The organism is Pseudomonas putida (assembly GCF_004357765.1).
GTDB lineage: Bacteria > Pseudomonadota > Gammaproteobacteria > Pseudomonadales > Pseudomonadaceae > Aquipseudomonas > Aquipseudomonas putida_U.
Map to the genome: position 1 here is coordinate 72,476 of NZ_SMTE01000010.1, position 17,588 is coordinate 90,063.

Annotated in this window: 15 protein-coding genes; 5 read left to right on the top strand and 10 right to left on the bottom strand. The window is 62.6% G+C overall.

The window, feature by feature from the left end; all coding sequences use genetic code 11:
* Window positions 1-200: 200 nt before the first annotated feature.
* From arsH to E2H86_RS16310, 7 genes are all read right to left on the bottom strand, one after another.
* Entirely contained in the window at window positions 201-935 is a 735-nt protein-coding gene (gene arsH, locus E2H86_RS16280; RefSeq protein WP_133329616.1) for an arsenical resistance protein ArsH, read from the bottom strand.
* Window positions 935-1,405 carry an arsenate reductase ArsC gene (locus E2H86_RS16285; protein WP_133329618.1) on the bottom strand — a complete coding sequence of 157 codons (471 nt, stop codon included), beginning with the start codon at window positions 1,403-1,405 and terminating at the stop codon, window positions 935-937. The genes arsH and E2H86_RS16285 overlap by 1 nt, the downstream gene beginning before the upstream one ends.
* Window positions 1,406-1,414: 9 nt before the next feature.
* The gene (locus E2H86_RS16290) at window positions 1,415-2,704 is read right to left on the bottom strand and encodes an arsenic transporter (protein ID WP_133329620.1); all 1,290 of its coding nucleotides are present in this window, start codon (window positions 2,702-2,704) and stop codon (window positions 1,415-1,417) included.
* 9 nt (window positions 2,705-2,713) lie between these two features.
* Entirely contained in the window at window positions 2,714-3,064 is a 351-nt protein-coding gene (locus tag E2H86_RS16295; RefSeq protein WP_133329622.1) for a metalloregulator ArsR/SmtB family transcription factor, read from the bottom strand.
* 240 nt (window positions 3,065-3,304) lie between these two features.
* Window positions 3,305-5,434, bottom strand: coding sequence for a 3-hydroxyacyl-CoA dehydrogenase NAD-binding domain-containing protein (locus E2H86_RS16300; RefSeq protein ID WP_306767651.1), 2,130 nt, complete (start codon window positions 5,432-5,434; stop codon window positions 3,305-3,307).
* A gap of 79 nt (window positions 5,435-5,513) precedes the next feature.
* The gene (locus tag E2H86_RS16305; RefSeq protein ID WP_133329624.1) at window positions 5,514-6,923 is read right to left on the bottom strand and encodes an MFS transporter; all 1,410 of its coding nucleotides are present in this window, start codon (window positions 6,921-6,923) and stop codon (window positions 5,514-5,516) included.
* Between the two features lie 155 nt (window positions 6,924-7,078).
* The gene (locus E2H86_RS16310) at window positions 7,079-7,966 is read right to left on the bottom strand and encodes a LysR family transcriptional regulator (RefSeq protein WP_133329625.1); all 888 of its coding nucleotides are present in this window, start codon (window positions 7,964-7,966) and stop codon (window positions 7,079-7,081) included.
* Window positions 7,967-8,077: 111 nt separating this feature from the next.
* On the opposite strand from E2H86_RS16310, the gene E2H86_RS16315 reads away from it, so the two are divergent.
* The 4 genes from E2H86_RS16315 (at window position 8,078) to E2H86_RS16330 (ending at window position 13,579) form a co-directional block, all read left to right on the top strand.
* Window positions 8,078-9,802 (top strand): acyl-CoA dehydrogenase family protein, encoded by a 1,725-nt coding sequence (locus E2H86_RS16315; protein WP_133329627.1) that lies wholly within the window; start codon window positions 8,078-8,080, stop codon window positions 9,800-9,802.
* Window positions 9,803-9,819: 17 nt separating this feature from the next.
* The gene (locus tag E2H86_RS16320) at window positions 9,820-11,007 is read left to right on the top strand and encodes a CaiB/BaiF CoA transferase family protein (protein ID WP_133329628.1); all 1,188 of its coding nucleotides are present in this window, start codon (window positions 9,820-9,822) and stop codon (window positions 11,005-11,007) included.
* A 69-nt stretch (window positions 11,008-11,076) separates the two neighbouring features.
* On the top strand, window positions 11,077-12,279 hold the full coding sequence (locus tag E2H86_RS16325; protein WP_133329630.1) for a 3-oxoadipyl-CoA thiolase: 1,203 nt from the start codon (window positions 11,077-11,079) through the stop codon (window positions 12,277-12,279).
* 49 nt (window positions 12,280-12,328) lie between these two features.
* A complete protein-coding gene (locus tag E2H86_RS16330) occupies window positions 12,329-13,579 on the top strand; it encodes an OprD family porin (RefSeq protein WP_133329632.1) in 1,251 nt (416 codons plus the stop codon).
* Between the two features lie 191 nt (window positions 13,580-13,770).
* Here E2H86_RS16330 and E2H86_RS16335 read toward each other — a convergent pair whose 3' ends face one another.
* On the bottom strand, window positions 13,771-14,067 hold the full coding sequence (locus E2H86_RS16335) for a DUF3144 domain-containing protein (RefSeq protein ID WP_133329634.1): 297 nt from the start codon (window positions 14,065-14,067) through the stop codon (window positions 13,771-13,773).
* Between the two features lie 592 nt (window positions 14,068-14,659).
* Here E2H86_RS16335 and E2H86_RS16340 point away from each other — a divergent pair.
* Complete coding sequence (locus E2H86_RS16340; RefSeq protein ID WP_133330008.1) at window positions 14,660-14,926, top strand: hypothetical protein; 267 nt, start codon at window positions 14,660-14,662, stop codon at window positions 14,924-14,926.
* On the opposite strand, the gene E2H86_RS16345 is transcribed toward E2H86_RS16340, so the two are convergent.
* Both E2H86_RS16345 and E2H86_RS16350 read right to left on the bottom strand, forming a co-directional pair.
* A complete protein-coding gene (locus E2H86_RS16345) occupies window positions 14,890-15,846 on the bottom strand; it encodes an arsenic resistance protein (RefSeq protein WP_133329636.1) in 957 nt (318 codons plus the stop codon). The genes E2H86_RS16340 and E2H86_RS16345 overlap by 37 nt on opposite strands.
* 88 nt (window positions 15,847-15,934) lie before the next feature.
* On the bottom strand, window positions 15,935-17,491 hold the full coding sequence (locus E2H86_RS16350; RefSeq protein ID WP_133329638.1) for a methylenetetrahydrofolate reductase C-terminal domain-containing protein: 1,557 nt from the start codon (window positions 17,489-17,491) through the stop codon (window positions 15,935-15,937).
* Between the last annotated feature and the right edge of the window lie 97 nt (window positions 17,492-17,588).

The following is a 17,588-nucleotide window of genomic DNA, read 5'->3' on the forward strand; positions in this document are numbered from 1 at the left end:
CTTTGCGACCCTTCGTGGGCAAGCCCGCTCCCACAGGTTTGGCGCTAAGTCCAGAACTGCAACGCTTCCCTGCACAACTTAAGTTGGTTTTACAGATATCCGCATGGCTGGCACTCGTTGGCTTCGCTTGGATGTGTGTGACCTACGGGTTCATCACAATGTGAACGGTCTTGGACGTTGGTCTTGGGCGCCCCTACAGGCTACAGCGACCGCTGATTCACCCGCTTCGACAACGCTTCGGCACTTTCCTTGCGCTCCGAGTAGCGGTCCACCAGGTACGCTTCGCGGCCCCGTACCAGCAGGGTGAACTTCATCAGTTCCTCCATCACGTCGACCACCCGATCGTAGTACGACGAAGGCTTCATCCGTCCGTGCTCGTCGAACTCCAGGAATGCCTTGGGCACCGACGACTGGTTGGGGATCGTGACCATGCGCATCCAGCGGCCCAGCACGCGCAGCTGGTTGACCGTGTTGAACGACTGCGAGCCGCCACACACCTGCATCACCGCCAGGGTCTTGCCTTGGGAGGGGCGCACCGCGCCCAGCGCCAAGGGGATCCAGTCGATCTGCGCCTTGAACACCGCAGACATCGCGCCATGGCGCTCCGGCGAACACCACACCTGGCCTTCGGACCACATCACCAGGTCGCGCAATTGTTGCACCTTCGGATGATCTACCGGCGCGTCATCGGGCAGCGGCAGGCCGGAGGGGTCGAAGATGATCGTCTCGGCACCCATGAACTCAAGGATACGCGCTGCCTCCTGGGTGAGCAGGCGGCTGAACGAGCGCTCACGGGTCGATCCGTAGAGCAGCAGGATCCGTGGTTTGTGGGCCGGCGGGGTGTGCTGGGCGAGCTTTTCCAGGCTCGGCGCATCGAACAGATCCAGGTCCAGGCCTGGCAGGTCCTGGGGCGCTTGGGGGGTGAAATCGGTCATCAGAGTTCTCCAATTCGATCGAGCGCGTGCTTGAGTTCGCTGGTGCTGAGCGCGCTGTGGTCGAGGGCGAAGAAAGCGGCGAAGCGCTTGCGGATATGGGCCACGGTGGCGTCGAAGGCCGCCTGGATTTCCTCGTCGCTGCCTTGCACTTCCGAGGGATCGGACAGGCCCCAGTGGCTCTTCACCGATGGCCCGAAGAACACTGGGCAAGGCTCGCCATTGGCCTTGTCGCACACGGTGATGACGATGTCCGGCGGGTTGTCCTGGAAGTGCTCTGACCCCTTGCTGTACAGCGTCGAGGTATCCACGCCGAGGCCATTGAGCGTGCTGACGGCGCGTGGATTCAGGCGTCCGCTGGGGAAGCTGCCGGAGCTCACCGCACTCATGCCGGCAGGAGCGAGGTGGTTGAACAGGCCCTCGGAGAGCACGCTGCGGCAACTGTTGGCGGTACACATGAACAAGACTTTCATGCAGGGCTCCTAGGCACTGATGCTCAGACGCACGGCCAGGGCGGCCAGGGTCACGAGCAGGATCGGAAGGGTCAGCAGGGTGCCCACCTTGAAGTAGTAACCCCAGGTGATGCGGATGTTCTTCTGCGCCAGCACGTGCAGCCACAACAGGGTGGCGAGGCTACCGATCGGCGTGAATTTCGGGCCCAGGTCGCAGCCAATGACGTTGGCGTACACCATCGCCTGATGGACCACACCGGTGGCTTCGCTGCCCTGGATCGAGAGCGCGCCGATGAGCACGCTGGGCATGTTGTTCATCACCGAGGACAACAGCGCCGCGGCGAAACCCGTGCCCAGGGTGGCGGCCCACAGGCCTTGCCCGGCGAACACATCGAGCAGGGCGGTGAGGGCGTCGGTCAGCCCGGCATTGCGCAGGCCATAGACCACCAGGTACATGCCCAGGGAGAACACCACCACTTGCCAGGGCGCATGCTTGATGACCTTGCGGGTCGAAATGACGTGTCCACGCCCGGCGATCACCAGCAGGATCAGCGCGCATACCGCCGCGATCACGCTGATGGGAATGCCCATGGGCTCCAGCGCGAACAGCCCGAACAGCAGCAGCGCCAGAACCCACCAGCCAGCAAGAAAGGTGGCCGGGTCGCGGATGGCGCGCTTGGGTTCGGCCAACTGGTGCGGGTTGTATTGGGCGGGGATGTCCTTCCTGTAGAACAGCCAGAGCATCAGCAGGGTGGCCGCGACGCTCACCAAGTTCACCGGCCACATCACCGAGGCGTACTCGCCGAAGCCCACCCCGAAGAAGTCGGCGGAAACGATGTTCACCAGGTTGGACACGACCATCGGCAGGCTGGCGGTGTCGGCGATGAAGCCGGCGGCCATGACGAAGGCGAGGGTAGCAGCAGGGCTGAAGCGCAGGGCGGTGAGCATGGCGATGACGATAGGCGTGAGGATCAGCGCCGCACCATCGTTGGCGAATAGAGCCGATACCGCAGCGCCGAGCAGCACCATCAGGGCGAACAGCCGCCCGCCGTGGCCCCGCCCCCAGCGAGCCATATGCAAGGCCGCCCACTCGAAGAAGCCGGCCTCATCGAGCAACAGGCTGATGATGATGACCGCGATGAAGGTGGCTGTGGCGTTCCACACGATGTGCCAGACCACAGGCGCATCGCCGAGGCTGACCACGCCAGTGAGCAGCGCCAGGATCGCCCCGGCAGCAGCGCTCCAACCCACGCCGAGCCCCTTGGGCTGCCAGATGACCAGGGTGAGCGTGAAGATGAAAATCAGAGCAGCAATAAGCATGGGTGCACCTCAGCAGCACGAAACCTGGCGCACCGGGCGCCCTTCCATGGAAGCAAGGCGCGCTTGGTCGCCGTGCACCCAATTGCGATGTGCCTCGAGCGTGGCCTGGAGCACGTTGCTGATCCACTCGGGCAGTTCCGGGTGCAGCCGGTAGTAGACCCACTGGCCCTGACGGCGATCCTCCAGCAGTCCGCAGGCGCGAAGCTGGGCCAGGTGGCGGGAGACTTTCGGCTGGTTGTCATCGAGTGCCCAGATCAGCTCGCACACGCACAATTCGCCTTCGGCGAACAGCATCAGCATGATCCGCGCCCGGGTTTCATCACCGAGGCACTTGAACACAGCGGGAGGGGAGAGGGGCATGGTGGGGCTCTATGTTCTTTAATTCGTATATGCGGATTTACGCATATATCATGCGCGATTGGAAAGCCCAAGAGCGCGGTGGACCAATCCCGCCATGGATTTCCCCCTCGACGCAGAACAGTCGAAGGGGCGAGCTGGTGCGTGACACCAGCACGTACAGCGCCAGGGCGACGCCGAATATCACCATCGCGATCGAGAACAAGACCAGGCCGCGGGTAAACCGTAGAGCGTCTTTGGGCATCAGGCTGCGTTCAGGTCCTCGAACGTGCGCCCGCTGCCCACCAGTTCGACCAGCAGTGGGGAAGGGCGCCAGAACAGCGGATCGCGTTCGGCGTAACACTTGAGCTTGCCCAGTACCGTGTCCAGCCCCAGCTGATCGGCGTGGTACATCGGCCCGCCGAGGTGGCGTGGAAAGCCATAGCCGTTGACCAGTACCACGTCGATGTCCGAAGGACGCAGGGCGATGCGCTCGTTGAGCACGTTGGCGCCTTCGTTGATCATCGCCATCAGGTAACGCTCGGCGATGTCTTCATCGGAAAAATCCACCGGCTCTATCGCGCACGCCTGACGAACCTGGTCGATGATGGCCGCGACTTCTGGATTGGGCCGCGCCGGTGAACCGGGCTCATGCAGGTAATAACCTCGGCCGGTTTTCTGCCCGAACCAGCCCCGCTTGCACAGAGCATCCGATACGCCCGACTGGCGCAGACGTGGGTCGCGCAGCGGGGCCCGACGCTGGCGCGTAGCCCAGGCGATGTCGCCACCGGCCAGGTCCATCACCTCGAATGGCCCCATGGCGAAGCCGAACGCTCGCAGCGCCTGATCGACCTGATAAGGGGAGGCGCCGTCGAGCACGGCCAGGTCTGCGGCCTCGCGGTACACTGCGAGCATTCGGTTGCCGATGAAGCCGTCGCACACCTGGGCGCGTACCGGCGTCTTGCGTAGCCGAGCGGCGAGCGCGAAAGCGCTGCTGGTGGTCGCAGCGGCGGTGTCGTCGGCGACGATGATTTCCACCAGTTTCATGATGTTGGCCGGCGAGAAGAAATGGATGCCGATTACCCGCTGCGGGTTGATGACCACGCGGGCGATTTCGTTGATGTCCAAGTAGGAGGTGTTGGTAGCCAGGATCGTGTCCTCGGTGCAGATCACACCGAGCAGGGCGAACAACTCCTGCTTGACCGCGAGGTCTTCGAATACGGCCTCGATCACCAGATTCGCGGACTTCAGGGCGCTGAATTCGACGGTGTCGGTCAAGCGTTCAAGGCGTTGCTGCTTGCAGGTCTCGCTGATTCTGCACTTCGCAACTTGCTTGTCGTAGGTCTCACGGATGCGTTGCACGCCGCGCTGCAGGGGCGCTTGCTCGCGCTCGACGAGAATCACCTGATAGCCGGCATCGAGCAGCGCCAGGCTGATTCCGATGCCCATGGTGCCCGCGCCGATCACACCGACGACGTTGATCGGCAGTGCCTGTGCTTGGGTCAGTTCGGGTATTTTCGCGGCCTTTCGCTCGGCCAGGAACGCGTGGACCAAGCCTGCACGCTGAGGGCTCTGGCGACATTGCTCGAACAGACGCTTTTCCATGGCCAGGCCGTCTTCGAAGCCAAGCTCGATCGCCGCCTGAAATGCATCCAAAGCCCGGTGCGGTGCGAACAGCTGTTCGGCACGACCCAGGCCCGTACGCGCGCGTTCGAGCGCTTGTCTTGCCTGGGCCTGGTCTGCAAGCCCGGGCATGTCGCAGGTGCGCCGCGGCGGGGTGTTCTGTTCAGCCAAGCGCTGGGCCACCTCCAATGCCGTTTGAAGCAGCTCGTCTTCGGTTGCCAGGCGATCCACCAACTGGCTGGCCAGCGCCGCCTCGGCACTGATCGGCTTGGCCCCGAGAACCAACTCCAGCGCTGCAGCGCAGCCCATCAGGCGCGGCGCTCGCTGGGTGCCTCCAGCGCCGGGGATCAGCCCGAGGCCGACTTCCGGCAAGCCTAGTTTGGCCGTGTTCGCCGCCAGCCGATAATGACAGGCGAGGGCGAGTTCAAGCCCGCCGCCAAGGCAGCTGCCGTTGATCGCGGCAATCACCGGCTTATGGCTTTGTTCGAGATGTACACACAGATCGGAGAGACTGGGGCGAGTAACTTGGCCAAACTCTTTGATATCGGCGCCGCCACAAAAATGTTTGCCATCGCCGGTGATGACAATGGCACTGACCTGTTCATTTTTCAGTGCCTTGTCAAACGCCGAAGTCAATTGCATCTTAATTTCCGAACTTAATGCATTGACCGGTGGGTTTATAAGACGAATAACTTCAACAGCCCTGTCCGGATAATAATCGGACGCAATTCGGGGCGAGGTCGAGCCTGCCATCATCTGTTCGATAGGCATGGGAGTTCCTGATATCAACGAGCCAATTTGTGTGTGTGATCGAGGTGCCGCCCTGGAGCGACACCTCAAGGGGCAAGTGTCAGATCGCCCCGGATGCCCGTGCACCGACGCCCGCGGATCTGGCGGTAGCAGCTGGATCCTGTTCGTCTCCGGCCAGGTTGACCGAGTCGGCCTGCTCGGCCAGCGAGTGGTCCTTGGCATGGATACCGGTGCGGTTGATCAACATGATCGAGGCCACCAGCGAGACCACGGCGTACAGCGCCGAGGCCACAGCCACCCAGAAGATCCCGCCGGTGGAGTTGAGAATCCACTGCGCGAGCACAGGCGTGCCACCACCGATCAACAGCGAGCACAATTGATAGGCCAGTGAAAGCCCGGTGTAGCGAATGCGCGCGGGGAACGCTCGGGCCAGCATCCCGCCGACCGCGCCGTAGAACATCGCATGGGGAATGGTCGCCAGGCACATTCCCAGGACCGCCAGCCAGTACACCTTGGTTTCGATGGCGTAGAACATCACCGGCATGAACAGCAATTCGGGGATCAGCATGATCGCTACCGCCTTGCGCATGTCGATACGCGAGGCGAGCAGGGCGCCGATGGGCTGGAAGATGAATTGCACGATCAGCGCCAGGACGATGATGCTAAGAAATGCGTCCTGTGTATAACCCAGGGTTTTGCTGGCCCAGGACAGCGCGAAGGTTGTCTTGAAGTAAGTGACATGGATCACCGGCAGCACCAGGGCGCCGAGCAGAACTAGGCGCCAGTGCTTTTGCAGCACTTCGGCAACCGGCAGCTTGACGGTCTTCTTCTGCTCGATGAGCTTTTTCATGTCGTCTGATTCTTCCAGCTTCAGCCGGATGATCATGCCGACGATCACCAGCAGGGCCGAAAGCAGGAACGGAATGCGCCAGCCGTAGGTGATGAACTCAGGCGTGGGCATGGCGCTGAGGGCGAAGAACACCAAGGTCGCCAACAGGTTGCCGGTCGGAGAGCCTTGTTGGGCGAATGCGGCGTAGAGAATCCCCTTGCCCTTGGGCGCGTGTTCGCTGGCGATCAGGATAGCGCCACCCCATTCGCCGCCCACGGCGATGCCTTGGATCACGCGCAACAGCACCAGGCATATCGGGGCCCAGATGCCAATGGACTCGTAAGCGGGCAGCAGGCCGATACCGGTGGTGGCGATGCCCATCATCACCAGGGTGATGACCAAGGTAGTTTTGCGGCCGATCTTGTCGCCCATGTGGCCGAAGATCAGGCCCCCGATAGGGCGCGCGACAAAGCCCGACCACAAGGTGACGAACGCCAGAAGCGTGGCCACGCCGGGATCGAGGTCGGCAGGAAAGAAGACTTTGCCAAATACCAACGCTGCAGCGAAACCATATATATAGAAGTCGTACCATTCGATGGTCGTGCCGATAAAAGAGGCAATGCCGGCGCGCCTGGCCTTGGTTGTTTGAATCTTTGGATCAGGGACAGTAGTGCTGCTCATGGACTCATCTCGTTATTGTTCTTGGGTCTGAATATCGGCTGCACGCTAATGGGCAGATTTGAATTCAGAATCGAGTGTAGGGAGCTGAGCTGGAAATAAATATTCTTTTATTATTATCGTTTCATATGCGTTTGCTTATCGTAGAGGTGGCAGCTTTACACCACCGGAAGGCACTCCATGAGGGTTTTCAGAAAGGCTTGCACGGCCACCGCTGGTGCCGCCACCGGATAGATGGCGTGGGTTTCGGACAGCGCGCCGGCCTGGTCGATCTCGGCATAGTGAATGTTATCCGGCCAGGCCTGGGACAGCGTCTTGGGCACCAGCGCAACGCCCATGCCCATGCTCACCATGGTGACGATGGTCTGCCACAGCCGTGCCTCGTGACGGATGATCGGGCTGAAGCCCGCGCCGACGCAGTGTGCCACGATCAGGTCGTGGTAGTGCGGGGAAACTGCCCGGGGGAACAGGATGAAACCTTCATCGCGCAGCTCGGCCAGGTCGATCCGGGCCCGCCCGGCAGCGGGGTGGTTGGCCGGCACGCAGCAGACGAAGCGGTCTGCGATGACCAGCTCCGACGCCACGCCAGGTGACGTCATGCCGCCATGCACGAAGCCCAGATCGATCTGCCCGCGCTGGATGGCGGTGACTTGTTCGGCGCTGTTCATTTCGATGAGCACGACTTCCACGCCAGGGTTTTCCTGCTGGAAGCGCTCGACCGCCCGCGGTAGGCCACGGTGCAGCATCGAGTTGACGAAGCCAATGCGCACGCGGCCGATGAACCCGGCCGCCGAGCGTTTGGTCAGGGCTTTCATCTGCTCCACCTGCACCAGCAGGTTCCGCGCCTCGGCGAGCAGCGTTTCGCCGGCGCCGGTCAGTTTGACGAACTTGTTGGTGCGGACGAACAGCTGGGTGTCGAGCTGTTCTTCGAGCTTCTTGATGTCGAAACTCAGCGCGGGTTGCGAGATGAACAGGCGGGCGGCCGCCCTGCCGAAATGCAGCTCTTCGGCGACGGCGATGAAGTAGCGCAAGTGTTTGAGGTCCATCCGCCGGCTCCTACGATCTGTTTTTCTTATCGTAGGGTCTTTTTTTTGTATTGGATAGTTATCGAAGCGATTCCTACGATCGGGGCAACAAAAACAAACAGGACGTCTCCGATGACCGCCGTACACCCAAGCCTCTCGGCCACCGAGAGCAATATCCCCGACAGCGCTGGCATCAACCTGTACGAAGCCGATGCCAGCCTGGGGCGGCTTCTCGCGCTGTACATTCCTGCCGCCGAGCTGGCGCGCTGGAAGCCGACCCTGGAGCGCCTGGGCGCTCGCGCCGGTGGTGAGCTGGACCAGCTTGCGCTGTCGGCCGACAAGCATCCGCCGACCCTGCAGCAACGTACCCGCCGCGGCGAAGCACTGCAGAGCATCCTCAAGCATCCCGATTACGTGGCCCTGGAGCGCGTGGCCTACGGCGAGCTTGGGCTGTCACGCATGAGCCACGTCGAAGAGCGGCCGTCGCCGCTGATCAAGTACGCGCTGACCTACCTGTTCGTGCAAGCGGAGTTCGGCCTGTGCTGCCCGGTGAGCATGACCGATTCGCTGACCCGTACGTTGCGCAAGTTCGGCGATGACGAGCTGGTCCAGCGCTATCTACCGGCGCTGACCGACCCGAACTTCGAAACCCTGTTCCAGGGCGCCATGTTCATGACCGAACAGGCCGCTGGCTCCGATGTGTCGGGCACGGTGACCGAGGCGCGCAAGCAGGATGGGGTCTGGAAACTCTATGGGGACAAGTGGTTCTGCTCCAACGCCGACGCCGACCTGGCCATGGTTCTGGCACGTTCCAACGATGAACCTGGCCTCAAGGGGGTCAGCCTGTTCCTGTTGCCCAAGGTGCTCGACGACGGATCGCGCAACGCCTATCGCATCATCCGCCTGAAAGACAAGCTTGGCACCCGCTCCATGGCCAGCGGCGAAATCGCCCTCGAAGGCGCCACCGCTTTCCTGGTAGGCAAGGAAGGCCGTGGCTTCCAGCAGATGGCCGACATGATCAACATGTCTCGGCTCTCCAACGGCGTGCGCTCGGCCGGCATGATGCGCAGGGCGTTGACCGAAGCGCTGTACATCGCCCGTCATCGCCGAGCCTTCGGCAAGGCCCTGATCGAAATGCCACTGATGCAGCGTCAGTTGCTGAAGATCATGTTGCCGACCGAGCAGGCAAGGTCGATGTTCATGCAGATCGCCACCTTGCTGCCCAAGGCCGATGCAGGTGAGCAGGCGGCGCAAAAATGCGTGCGCATCCTCACGCCATTGGTGAAATTCCGTGCCTGTCGCGACGCGCGCAAGGTCACTGGCGATGCCATGGAGGTGCGCGGCGGCGTGGGTTACATCGAGGAGTGGAGCGACGCACGGCTGGTGCGCGATTCGCACCTGGGTTCGATCTGGGAGGGCACCAGCAACATCGTCGCCCTGGATATCGCCCGGGCTACGGTACGCGAAGGCGCCCTGGGGCCGTTGACCGCCTACCTGCAGGGCTTGCTGGCCGAAGCTGGCTTGCCCGAGGCCTCGAAGGCGCTGTTCGATCAGCTCCTGCACAGCGCCAGCGAAGGCATGCGCCAGGTAGCCGAGCATGACCGCAGCGACGAGGTGCGCCACAGCGGCAGTGCGCTCTACCACATCACCACGGCCATCTTCATGGCCTGGGAAGCGATGCGCATCGGCGACTACCGACGCCTGGCGCTGGCCCACCTGGTGCTCCAGCACAAATTGTTGCCCCGCGATCCGCTGCAGCCATTGCACACGCCCGAACAGGCCAGAGTGCTGGCTGAGGTGGCGTCGGAACAAACCATCGATCTCGCCGCAGCGATGTCGCTGCTGCCAGCTCGCTGATCCGGGAGTACACCTGCATGAACAACAAGACAGGCGCACTCAGTGGCATCAAGGTCGTCGACCTCAGCCGAGTATTGGGCGGCCCCTACTGCACTCAGGCGCTGGCCGACCACGGTGCCGAAGTGATCAAGCTCGAACCCCTGGGCGGTGACGAGACACGTGGCTGGGGCCCGCCCTTCGACGGCGACCTGGCGGCATACTTCAAAGGCGTCAATCGCAACAAGCTCAGCCTGGCCGTCGACCTTTCGCACGCCCAGGGCAAGGATGTGCTGATTCGTCTGCTGCAAGAGGCCGACGTCCTGGTCGAAAACTTCAAGCCCGGCACGCTGGAACGCTGGGGGTTGGGTTACGACACCTTGAAAACCCGGTTTCCGGGGCTGATTCACTGCTCCATCACCGGCTTCGGCGCCGATGGACCGCTCGGTGGCCTGCCTGGCTACGATGCGGTGGTCCAGGCCATGGCTGGCTTGATGAGCGTGAACGGCAGCCAGAGCAGCGGCCCTACCCGGGTAGGGTTGCCGGTGGTAGACCTAGTGACCGGCCTCAATGCCCTGACCGGCGTGTTGCTGGCACTGGCCGAGCGTAGCCGCAGCGGCCAGGGTCAGCACGTCGACATCTCGCTCTACGATTGCGGCATGTCGCTGTTGCATCCCCATGTGCCCAACTACCTGGCTTCGGGCAAGCTGCCCAAGCTCACGGGCAATGCCCACCCGAACATCTGCCCCTACGACAGCTACGCGTCGGGGAGTGTCCCGGTGTTCCTGGCGATCGGCAACGACGGCCAGTTCCGCAAGCTGTGCGATTTCATCGGCGCAGGCTCGCTGCCTGACGACGAGCGCTTCGCCAACAATGCCCAGCGCCTGCGCCACAGCGATGCACTCAAGGCCTTGCTGGAGCAAAAGCTCGCCGAGCACGACGGCCTGCTGCTCGCCGAGCAGTTGATGGCGATCGGTGTGCCCTGTGGCGCCATCGCCGATGTCCAGACCGTGGTCGATCATCCGCATACCCAGCATCGGCAGATGATCTGGCGCCAGGGTGATTACCAAGGCATCGGCTCGCCGATCAAGCTGTCGCGTACGCCGCCGGCGTTTCGTCAGGCGCCGCCACAGCTGGGCGAACACACCCTTGCGGTGCTGGCGAACCACGGCTTCGATGCCGAAGCGATTGCCAGCCTCCAGGCCTGCGGTGTGATCCCGGCGCAATAACCCATCCGTCCCTCCGTGCAGCGGCGCCTTCTACCAGGCGCTGCCACGGCCATTTGCAGAGAAAACAGCATGCTCGATGCCTATATCTATTGCGGGCTGCGCAGCCCGTTCGGGCGCCATGCCGGCGGCCTTGCGCCGCTGCGTCCCGACGACCTTGCCGCCACGGTGCTGGCGCAGGTCATGGAGAGCTCCGGCTTTCCAGTGTCTGCGCTGAACGAGGTGATCCTCGGCTGCACCAACCAGAGCGGCGAGGACAGCCGTAACGTCGCCCGCCATGCCGCGCTACTGGCCAACCTGCCCTGCACGGTGCCGGGTATCACCGTCAATCGCCTTTGCGCCAGTGGGCTATCGGCGGTGATCGATGCGGCCCGGGCGATCACCTGCGGTGAGGGGCACCTGTACCTGGCAGGCGGGGTCGAGAGCATGTCCAGGGCGCCGTTCGTGATGAACAAATCGGCGACCCCGTTCAGCCGTTCCGTGGAGCTCTTCGACAGCACCATCGGCGTGCGCTTTCCCAATGCACGGTTGATTGCCCAGTACGGCAATCACAGCATGCCCGAGACCGCCGACAACCTGGCCGCGCAGATGCAGATCAGTCGCGAGGACGCCGATGCCTACGCTGCCGCTTCGCAAGCACGTTACCAAGCAGCCCTGCGTGCGGGCTTCCTCGATGGTGAAATCATGCCTATTGCCGTTCCGGCCGGACGCAAGGGCGAGATGCTGGAGGTCCGCGCTGACGAGCATCCGCGGCCGCAATCGGACATGACCGCGCTGGCGCGCCTGCCGGCGTTGTTTCCCGGCGGCGTGGTCACGGCAGGCAACGCCTCGGGTATCAACGACGGCGCCGCCGCACTGGTGATCGGCAGTCGCCAGGTGGGCGAACGCTACGGCGTCAGACCGCTGGCGCGCATTCTGGCTTCGGCGAGCGTTGGGGTGGAGCCACGCATCATGGGCATCGGCCCGCACCAGGCCATCCTCACGGCCCTGCAGCGCGCCGAGCTTACCCTCGAGCAGGTCGACCTCATCGAAATCAACGAAGCCTTCGCCGCCCAAGTGCTGGCGTGTTTGAAAGCGCTCGGACTGCCGTTCGACGACCCACGCGTGAACCCTCACGGCGGGGCCATCGCCATAGGCCACCCCCTTGGCGCCTCTGGCGCCCGTCTGGCCCTCAGCGCTGCCCGCGCCTTGCAGGTGCACAGCCAGCGTTACGCGGTTGTCAGCCTCTGCGTCGGTGTCGGCCAAGGGGTGGCGATGGTGCTGGAGCGCTGCTGATTCTCAATAGGGCGCGATGTCGCGCCCACACTGTTCGTCTGGAGAACACATGTACAACAACAATAAGACCACTGTTTTCCTCTTCACCACGCTGGCCGGCTTCAGCGGTCTGGCAGCGGCCGAAGGGTTCGTCGAGGATGGCAAGGCCACCTTGTCGATGCGTAACTTCTACATGAATCGCGATTTCCGTGACGGGGCGGGGCGCTCGAAAAGCGAGGAGTGGGCGCAGGGTTTTCTGCTGGACTACCGCTCGGGATACACCCCTGGCACCGTAGGTTTCGGCGTCAACGTGCTGGGCAAGCTGGGCATCAAGCTCGATTCCAGCCGCGACCGTGCAGGCACTGGTCTGCTACCTGTGCAGGAAGACGGGCAGGTCGCGGACAACTACTCACGGCTGGGCGCCACGGCGAAGCTGCGGGTGGCCCGTAGCGAGTTGAAGGTCGGTACGCTGGTACCCAAGTTGCCGACGGTGCAACCCAACTATGGCCGGTTGTTCCCGCAGATGTTCCAGGGCGGCCTGCTGACCTCGAACGATCTGGCCAATACCACGCTGACGCTTGGCAGGCTAGATGAAGTCAGCCAGCGCAACGAGTCGGGCCAGGGCAGTATCGCGCTGTACAACCGCAACAGCCGTTTCCGCACCGCTGCACCGTCCGATCATTTCTACCTGGGCGGGGTGGACTACCAATGGAGCAAGAACTGGTCCACGAGTTATCACTACGGCAAGCTCGATGACATCTATGCGCAGCATTTCATTGGCTTGAAAGGGCGCACCGCGGTGGGCAGCGATGCGCTGGAACTCGATCTGCGGCTTTCAGTGAGCGACGACAGCGGCAGCGCGGCGGGCGGCACCATCGACAACCGGGCGCTGAATGGCCTGCTCACCTATCGCCACCACGCCGGCCATGCGTTTGGCCTGGGCCTGCAGAAGATGAGCGGGAAAACCGCCTTCCCCTATCTGGAGGGCACCGATCCTTACCTGATCAACTTTGGTCAATTCGGTGACTTTTCAGAGCAGAACGAAAAGTCCTGGCAGCTGCGCTACGACTACGACTTCGCCGCCAGTGGCATACCAGGGCTGAGTTTCATGACCCGCTATTTCCATGGCGAGGATGCCAAGGTGCTGGGGCATGAGGCGGGTAAGGAATGGGAGCGCGATACCGATATCAAGTACGTGATACAGAGCGGGCTGTTGTCGGGCGTGGGCGTCACCTGGCGGAATGCGACGTACCGGTCTTCGTTTGCTCGGGATGTGGATGAAAACAGGTTTTATGTGACTTACGAGACGCGGTTGTTCTGAAACTTGAGGTGGCGCGGGGTGTGCGCTTGAGAGTTGCAGTGTTGCATACATCTCAAGCGCACACCCTACTACCTCTCCCTCCACTGGCCCCGCCACCGCCGCTCCTACACGGCGTGCATTTTCCTGGCAAAGGCTGTCTCGTGTTGACACGCTACTGCGTGTAGGTTCGGCCCTGGCTGCGCACTGAGGGGCTAGCCTTCCTTGCCCAGCACATAGCGGTCGAACTGCTCGATATGCTCGTCGAGATTGTCTTCGAGCATCAGCCGATACTGTTCGCAGAAGTACTTCATCAGTTCTGCCTTGGCCTCGGCCATCTGCGCCGCCGACTTGAAACTGCGGGCACTCATCCAGGCGTTGAAGCGTGCGGCGGCGAAGGTCGTGGAAGCACTGACCCGGCCGAGATCTTCGAGTTTTTCGATCTGTTCGTTGGCCAGCTGGATGTGCGCGTCGGCGCGGTCGTAGAAGGCCTGGTCGGTAGGTTGGGTCATGAGGGGTACCTGTTTGCCAATGTGTGTGCTGCCTGGTCGGGAGGTGAGTTGCCAAAGCTGAATAGAGATTTTCTCTACTCGATTTCATGGGCTGGGGAAATGCCTTGGCGAGCTTCTAGCCGCTTGGATGTAAGCTCAGTCTTGGTCCGCATGGAGTGGCGAGATCAATCATCGCACAACAAATTCCAGCTTGCAGTCGCTGCCCACGAAAGCTAGATTGCACGAGTCGCAGCCAATTCTGCGGCCGGGTTTGGCGACCCGAACGAAAAGGCGCATTGGCGCCCATCACGATTGCTGGCGCTTTTTTTGCGCCCGCAGTTTCGTGTCATGGCGGCTGTGCGTGGGAGACCTTCGGGTCTGCCGAGTTCCTTTTCCTCGGTTCGCCAACCTGCGTACAGCTGCCACCCTAACCGTTTGGCGACGGTCAGCGTGGTGCTCCAATCGAAAAGGACCTCATGCATGTTCAACGTACGTCTATTCAGGATCCTCGCATCCGCTCTCCGCCGTCGTGGCACCTCGACGTCCGCTCTCCATACGTTCTATCCCATTCATACGCGGCCAAGTCCTGCGAACGCAGCCAAGCAGGTGCCCCATGACTGATCAAGAACGCCTGACCACGATTCAGCAATACGCCTGGACGCTAGAACTACTGGGCGAAGCCTTGGTGCAACATGATGATGTGCTCGAGTGCGAACATAACCCGCAGTTGAGTTTTCGCAATACCGCTGGGATTCACCAGGCGATTCGGATCATCAGTCGGTTGACAGCTGAGCAATGCGAAAAACTTGAGCTATTGGGAGATGGGCCAGAGACTGGTTGCCTTCAGCCCCGCACCACGACCGGCACCACGCGCACGTAAACCAGCTCAAAGACCAACTCGACCAATGTCTGGGTAATCACCGCCGCTGCCGCCAGCGTGCGCAGGTCTTCCGGCAAGGCCAGGGCCAGCGGCAGCACCACCAGGGAGTTACGCGTCGCCGCGCTGAAGGTCACCGAACGGGCCTGGGCCGCCGGCAGGCGCAGCAACCGCGCCGACAGCAGGCCGAGCAGCGGTGCCAGCAGCATGAAGCACAGGTAAACCGGTATCACCGGCCACAGTTTCTCGAAATCATGCAGCACCACCGCGATCTGCGAGCCGATCACCGCCACCAGTACCAGCGCCATCGCCGGCACCGGCATCCATGCCCAGGCCGCGTTCCAGGCCGCGACAGGGCGATGCCGACGAGCGCTGGCGCTGGTCAGCACGGCCAGCAACAGCGGCACCACGATCAACAGCAAGAAGGCCTCCGCGAATGGTTTGATCGACAGCGCCACGGTAGCGCTGTCGCCGAGGATCCAAGTCAGGTACACCGGCAGCAGCAGCAATTGCAGCAGCAACAGCACCGGCGTGGCGGCGAGGGTCAGGCGCGCATCGCCCTTGCCGATGTGGGTAAACACCACCACGTAGTCGATGCACGGGGTCAGCAGCACCAACAGGGCGCCGATGAGCAGCGCCGGGTGTTCGACCAGGCTGCGGGTAGCCGCCCAGACCAGCAACGGCACCAGCACGAAATTGGCCAGCAGCAACGCGGCCATGAACCGGCGGTTGGCCACGCCTTGGCGCAGGTCGAGAAACGGGATCTGCAGGAACATCGCATACATCAGAACAGCGATGGCTGGGGTCACCCAGGCTTGCAAATGGCTGGCGGCGGCAGGGGCCAGCATGCCAAGAGCCGCGGCCGCGATGACGGCGGCGAAGTAGATCGGGACTTGCCGGGTTTCGAGTTGGTCGCGGGTCAAAAGAGACATCCTGTGCCGAGGTCAAAAGCGTGTGCACAGGATAATGACTCGGATGCGCTCAGGCGCAACACTAGTAAGGTCGTTATCACTATCCTGTTTCGGCGAGGGCCTCACTGCTTCGCTTTTTGCCTGGGTTGGACGATCCAGCTTTTACGCTCGCATCCTGCCGTAGCATCGGCCCTATGCTTGACGGTGCGCTGTGCTGTAGCTGCGCAGCATCGAACCACACCGGCCACGAACTCTGGTGGCGGCTCTCGGCGCTGATGCAGGGGATCAGCCGTTGCGTGAGCACGGCGGTTTGCCTCACCGCCACGGCAGTGCGGTACTTGACGCTGTGGATGCATTCGCGGTCGCCGAACTCGCAGCGGTTCAGTGTGGTGCCGCCGCAGGGGCCGTTGGCCAGGCCTTTGGGGCAGGTCTCCGGGCAGATGTACAGAGTGTCTTCCAGGCGGCAGCGGCCACAGGTGTCGCAACCCACCAGTGGGCGCTTGGCGCTGCGTTCCAGACGGTGCAAAACGCGAGCGCCAGTGGCGGTGGCCCACAACGGTTGCCGTACCGCCCAGCCAAAGGTCTTGCTTAACCAGTTGTCACGGCTGAACAACAGCGCATGCGCGCCGTGCAGCAGATGGTAACGAGCCTTTTCCTTGAGCGAGGCGTTGCTGCGGGTTTCGCCCAAACGCCAGTTGCCTTCCGGCGGGTGAAAGGTCACGGCGGGCAGGCCCGGCATCTGCCAGCTCGCCGCCCATTCAGGGGCCCACTGTTCGAGGGTGTGCAGACGGTTTTGCCAATGTTCCAGGCGTGCCTCAAGGGTAACCAGTTGCTCGAGTGCGTGAATGCCCGACAGGTGCACCCCGGCGTAGCCCATCAGTTTGACCCCGATGATCTGCAGGGCCAGGCGATCGACACTGCGGGCCTGGGCGTAGGCCTTGGAGACGGCTGCCTCGGCTTCGAGCATGTCCAGCATCGATGGCGTCACCGTCACCCCCGCAACATGTTCGAGCATCGCGGCGCGGCCGTGGGTCAAGCTCATCAGGCAGGCCAGCAGCGGCTTGGGTTGGGCCTGACGCTGCATCCATTGCAGCGCTTCGTGGTGCTTGCCGGCATCGAAGCCCAGTTGCAGGGTGAGGAAGTCAGCGCCTGCGGCGAGTTTTTTCTCAGCCTTGCAGTACTGTGCGCCGCCTTCTTCCTCGCGGTATTTGAACGGATTGAGTGCGGCGCCCAGGAGCAGGTGCGGGCCGGCCTGGCGGGCGATCTGCAACGCAGCGACCGACTCCAGGTAGCGCACCGGGCGTTCGCCGGGTTGGTGGCCGGGCAAGCGGTCGCCAGTGAGAATCAGCAGTTGTTCCTGACCGCTAGCTTGCATGCGCTGCAGTTGCGCCAGCAGATCATGGCGCTCGCGGTTTTTGCCGGAGAAATGCGTCAGGGCCGGCAACGGCGTGGCGAAGCTGTCCAAGGCATCGAGCGGAGAGAGGTCCAGGGCGCTGGCCACACGGTCACCGATGGCCACGGTCAGCGGCCAGCCGCACAGCTGCCGGCGATCCATGATCGCCTGCATGGCGGCGAAACGCTCAGCGCTAGGTTTGGGCACGAACTCCATCACACAGACGAAGGTGCGGTCGTGCAGCGCGGTTCTCAGCAAGCTCATGGCGCTGTATCACCTGGTCGGGTCAGGGTTGCATTGTCCGTTGGGCGTGGGCTCGAAGGGTTGTCCGGGGGCGCAAGGTGGTGCTCTGAACGAGACA

Coding starts and splice junctions, on each gene's coding strand:
- arsH (WP_133329616.1), bottom strand. CDS start 935: ATGACCGATTTCACCCCCCAAGCGCCCCAGGACCTGCCAGGCCTGGAC.
- E2H86_RS16285 (WP_133329618.1), bottom strand. CDS start 1,405: ATGAAAGTCTTGTTCATGTGTACCGCCAACAGTTGCCGCAGCGTGCTC.
- E2H86_RS16290 (WP_133329620.1), bottom strand. CDS start 2,704: ATGCTTATTGCTGCTCTGATTTTCATCTTCACGCTCACCCTGGTCATC.
- E2H86_RS16295 (WP_133329622.1), bottom strand. CDS start 3,064: ATGCCCCTCTCCCCTCCCGCTGTGTTCAAGTGCCTCGGTGATGAAACC.
- E2H86_RS16300 (WP_306767651.1), bottom strand. CDS start 5,434: ATGCCTATCGAACAGATGATGGCAGGCTCGACCTCGCCCCGAATTGCG.
- E2H86_RS16305 (WP_133329624.1), bottom strand. CDS start 6,923: ATGAGCAGCACTACTGTCCCTGATCCAAAGATTCAAACAACCAAGGCC.
- E2H86_RS16310 (WP_133329625.1), bottom strand. CDS start 7,966: ATGGACCTCAAACACTTGCGCTACTTCATCGCCGTCGCCGAAGAGCTG.
- E2H86_RS16315 (WP_133329627.1), top strand. CDS start 8,078: ATGACCGCCGTACACCCAAGCCTCTCGGCCACCGAGAGCAATATCCCC.
- E2H86_RS16320 (WP_133329628.1), top strand. CDS start 9,820: ATGAACAACAAGACAGGCGCACTCAGTGGCATCAAGGTCGTCGACCTC.
- E2H86_RS16325 (WP_133329630.1), top strand. CDS start 11,077: ATGCTCGATGCCTATATCTATTGCGGGCTGCGCAGCCCGTTCGGGCGC.
- E2H86_RS16330 (WP_133329632.1), top strand. CDS start 12,329: ATGTACAACAACAATAAGACCACTGTTTTCCTCTTCACCACGCTGGCC.
- E2H86_RS16335 (WP_133329634.1), bottom strand. CDS start 14,067: ATGACCCAACCTACCGACCAGGCCTTCTACGACCGCGCCGACGCGCAC.
- E2H86_RS16340 (WP_133330008.1), top strand. CDS start 14,660: ATGACTGATCAAGAACGCCTGACCACGATTCAGCAATACGCCTGGACG.
- E2H86_RS16350 (WP_133329638.1), bottom strand. CDS start 17,491: ATGAGCTTGCTGAGAACCGCGCTGCACGACCGCACCTTCGTCTGTGTG.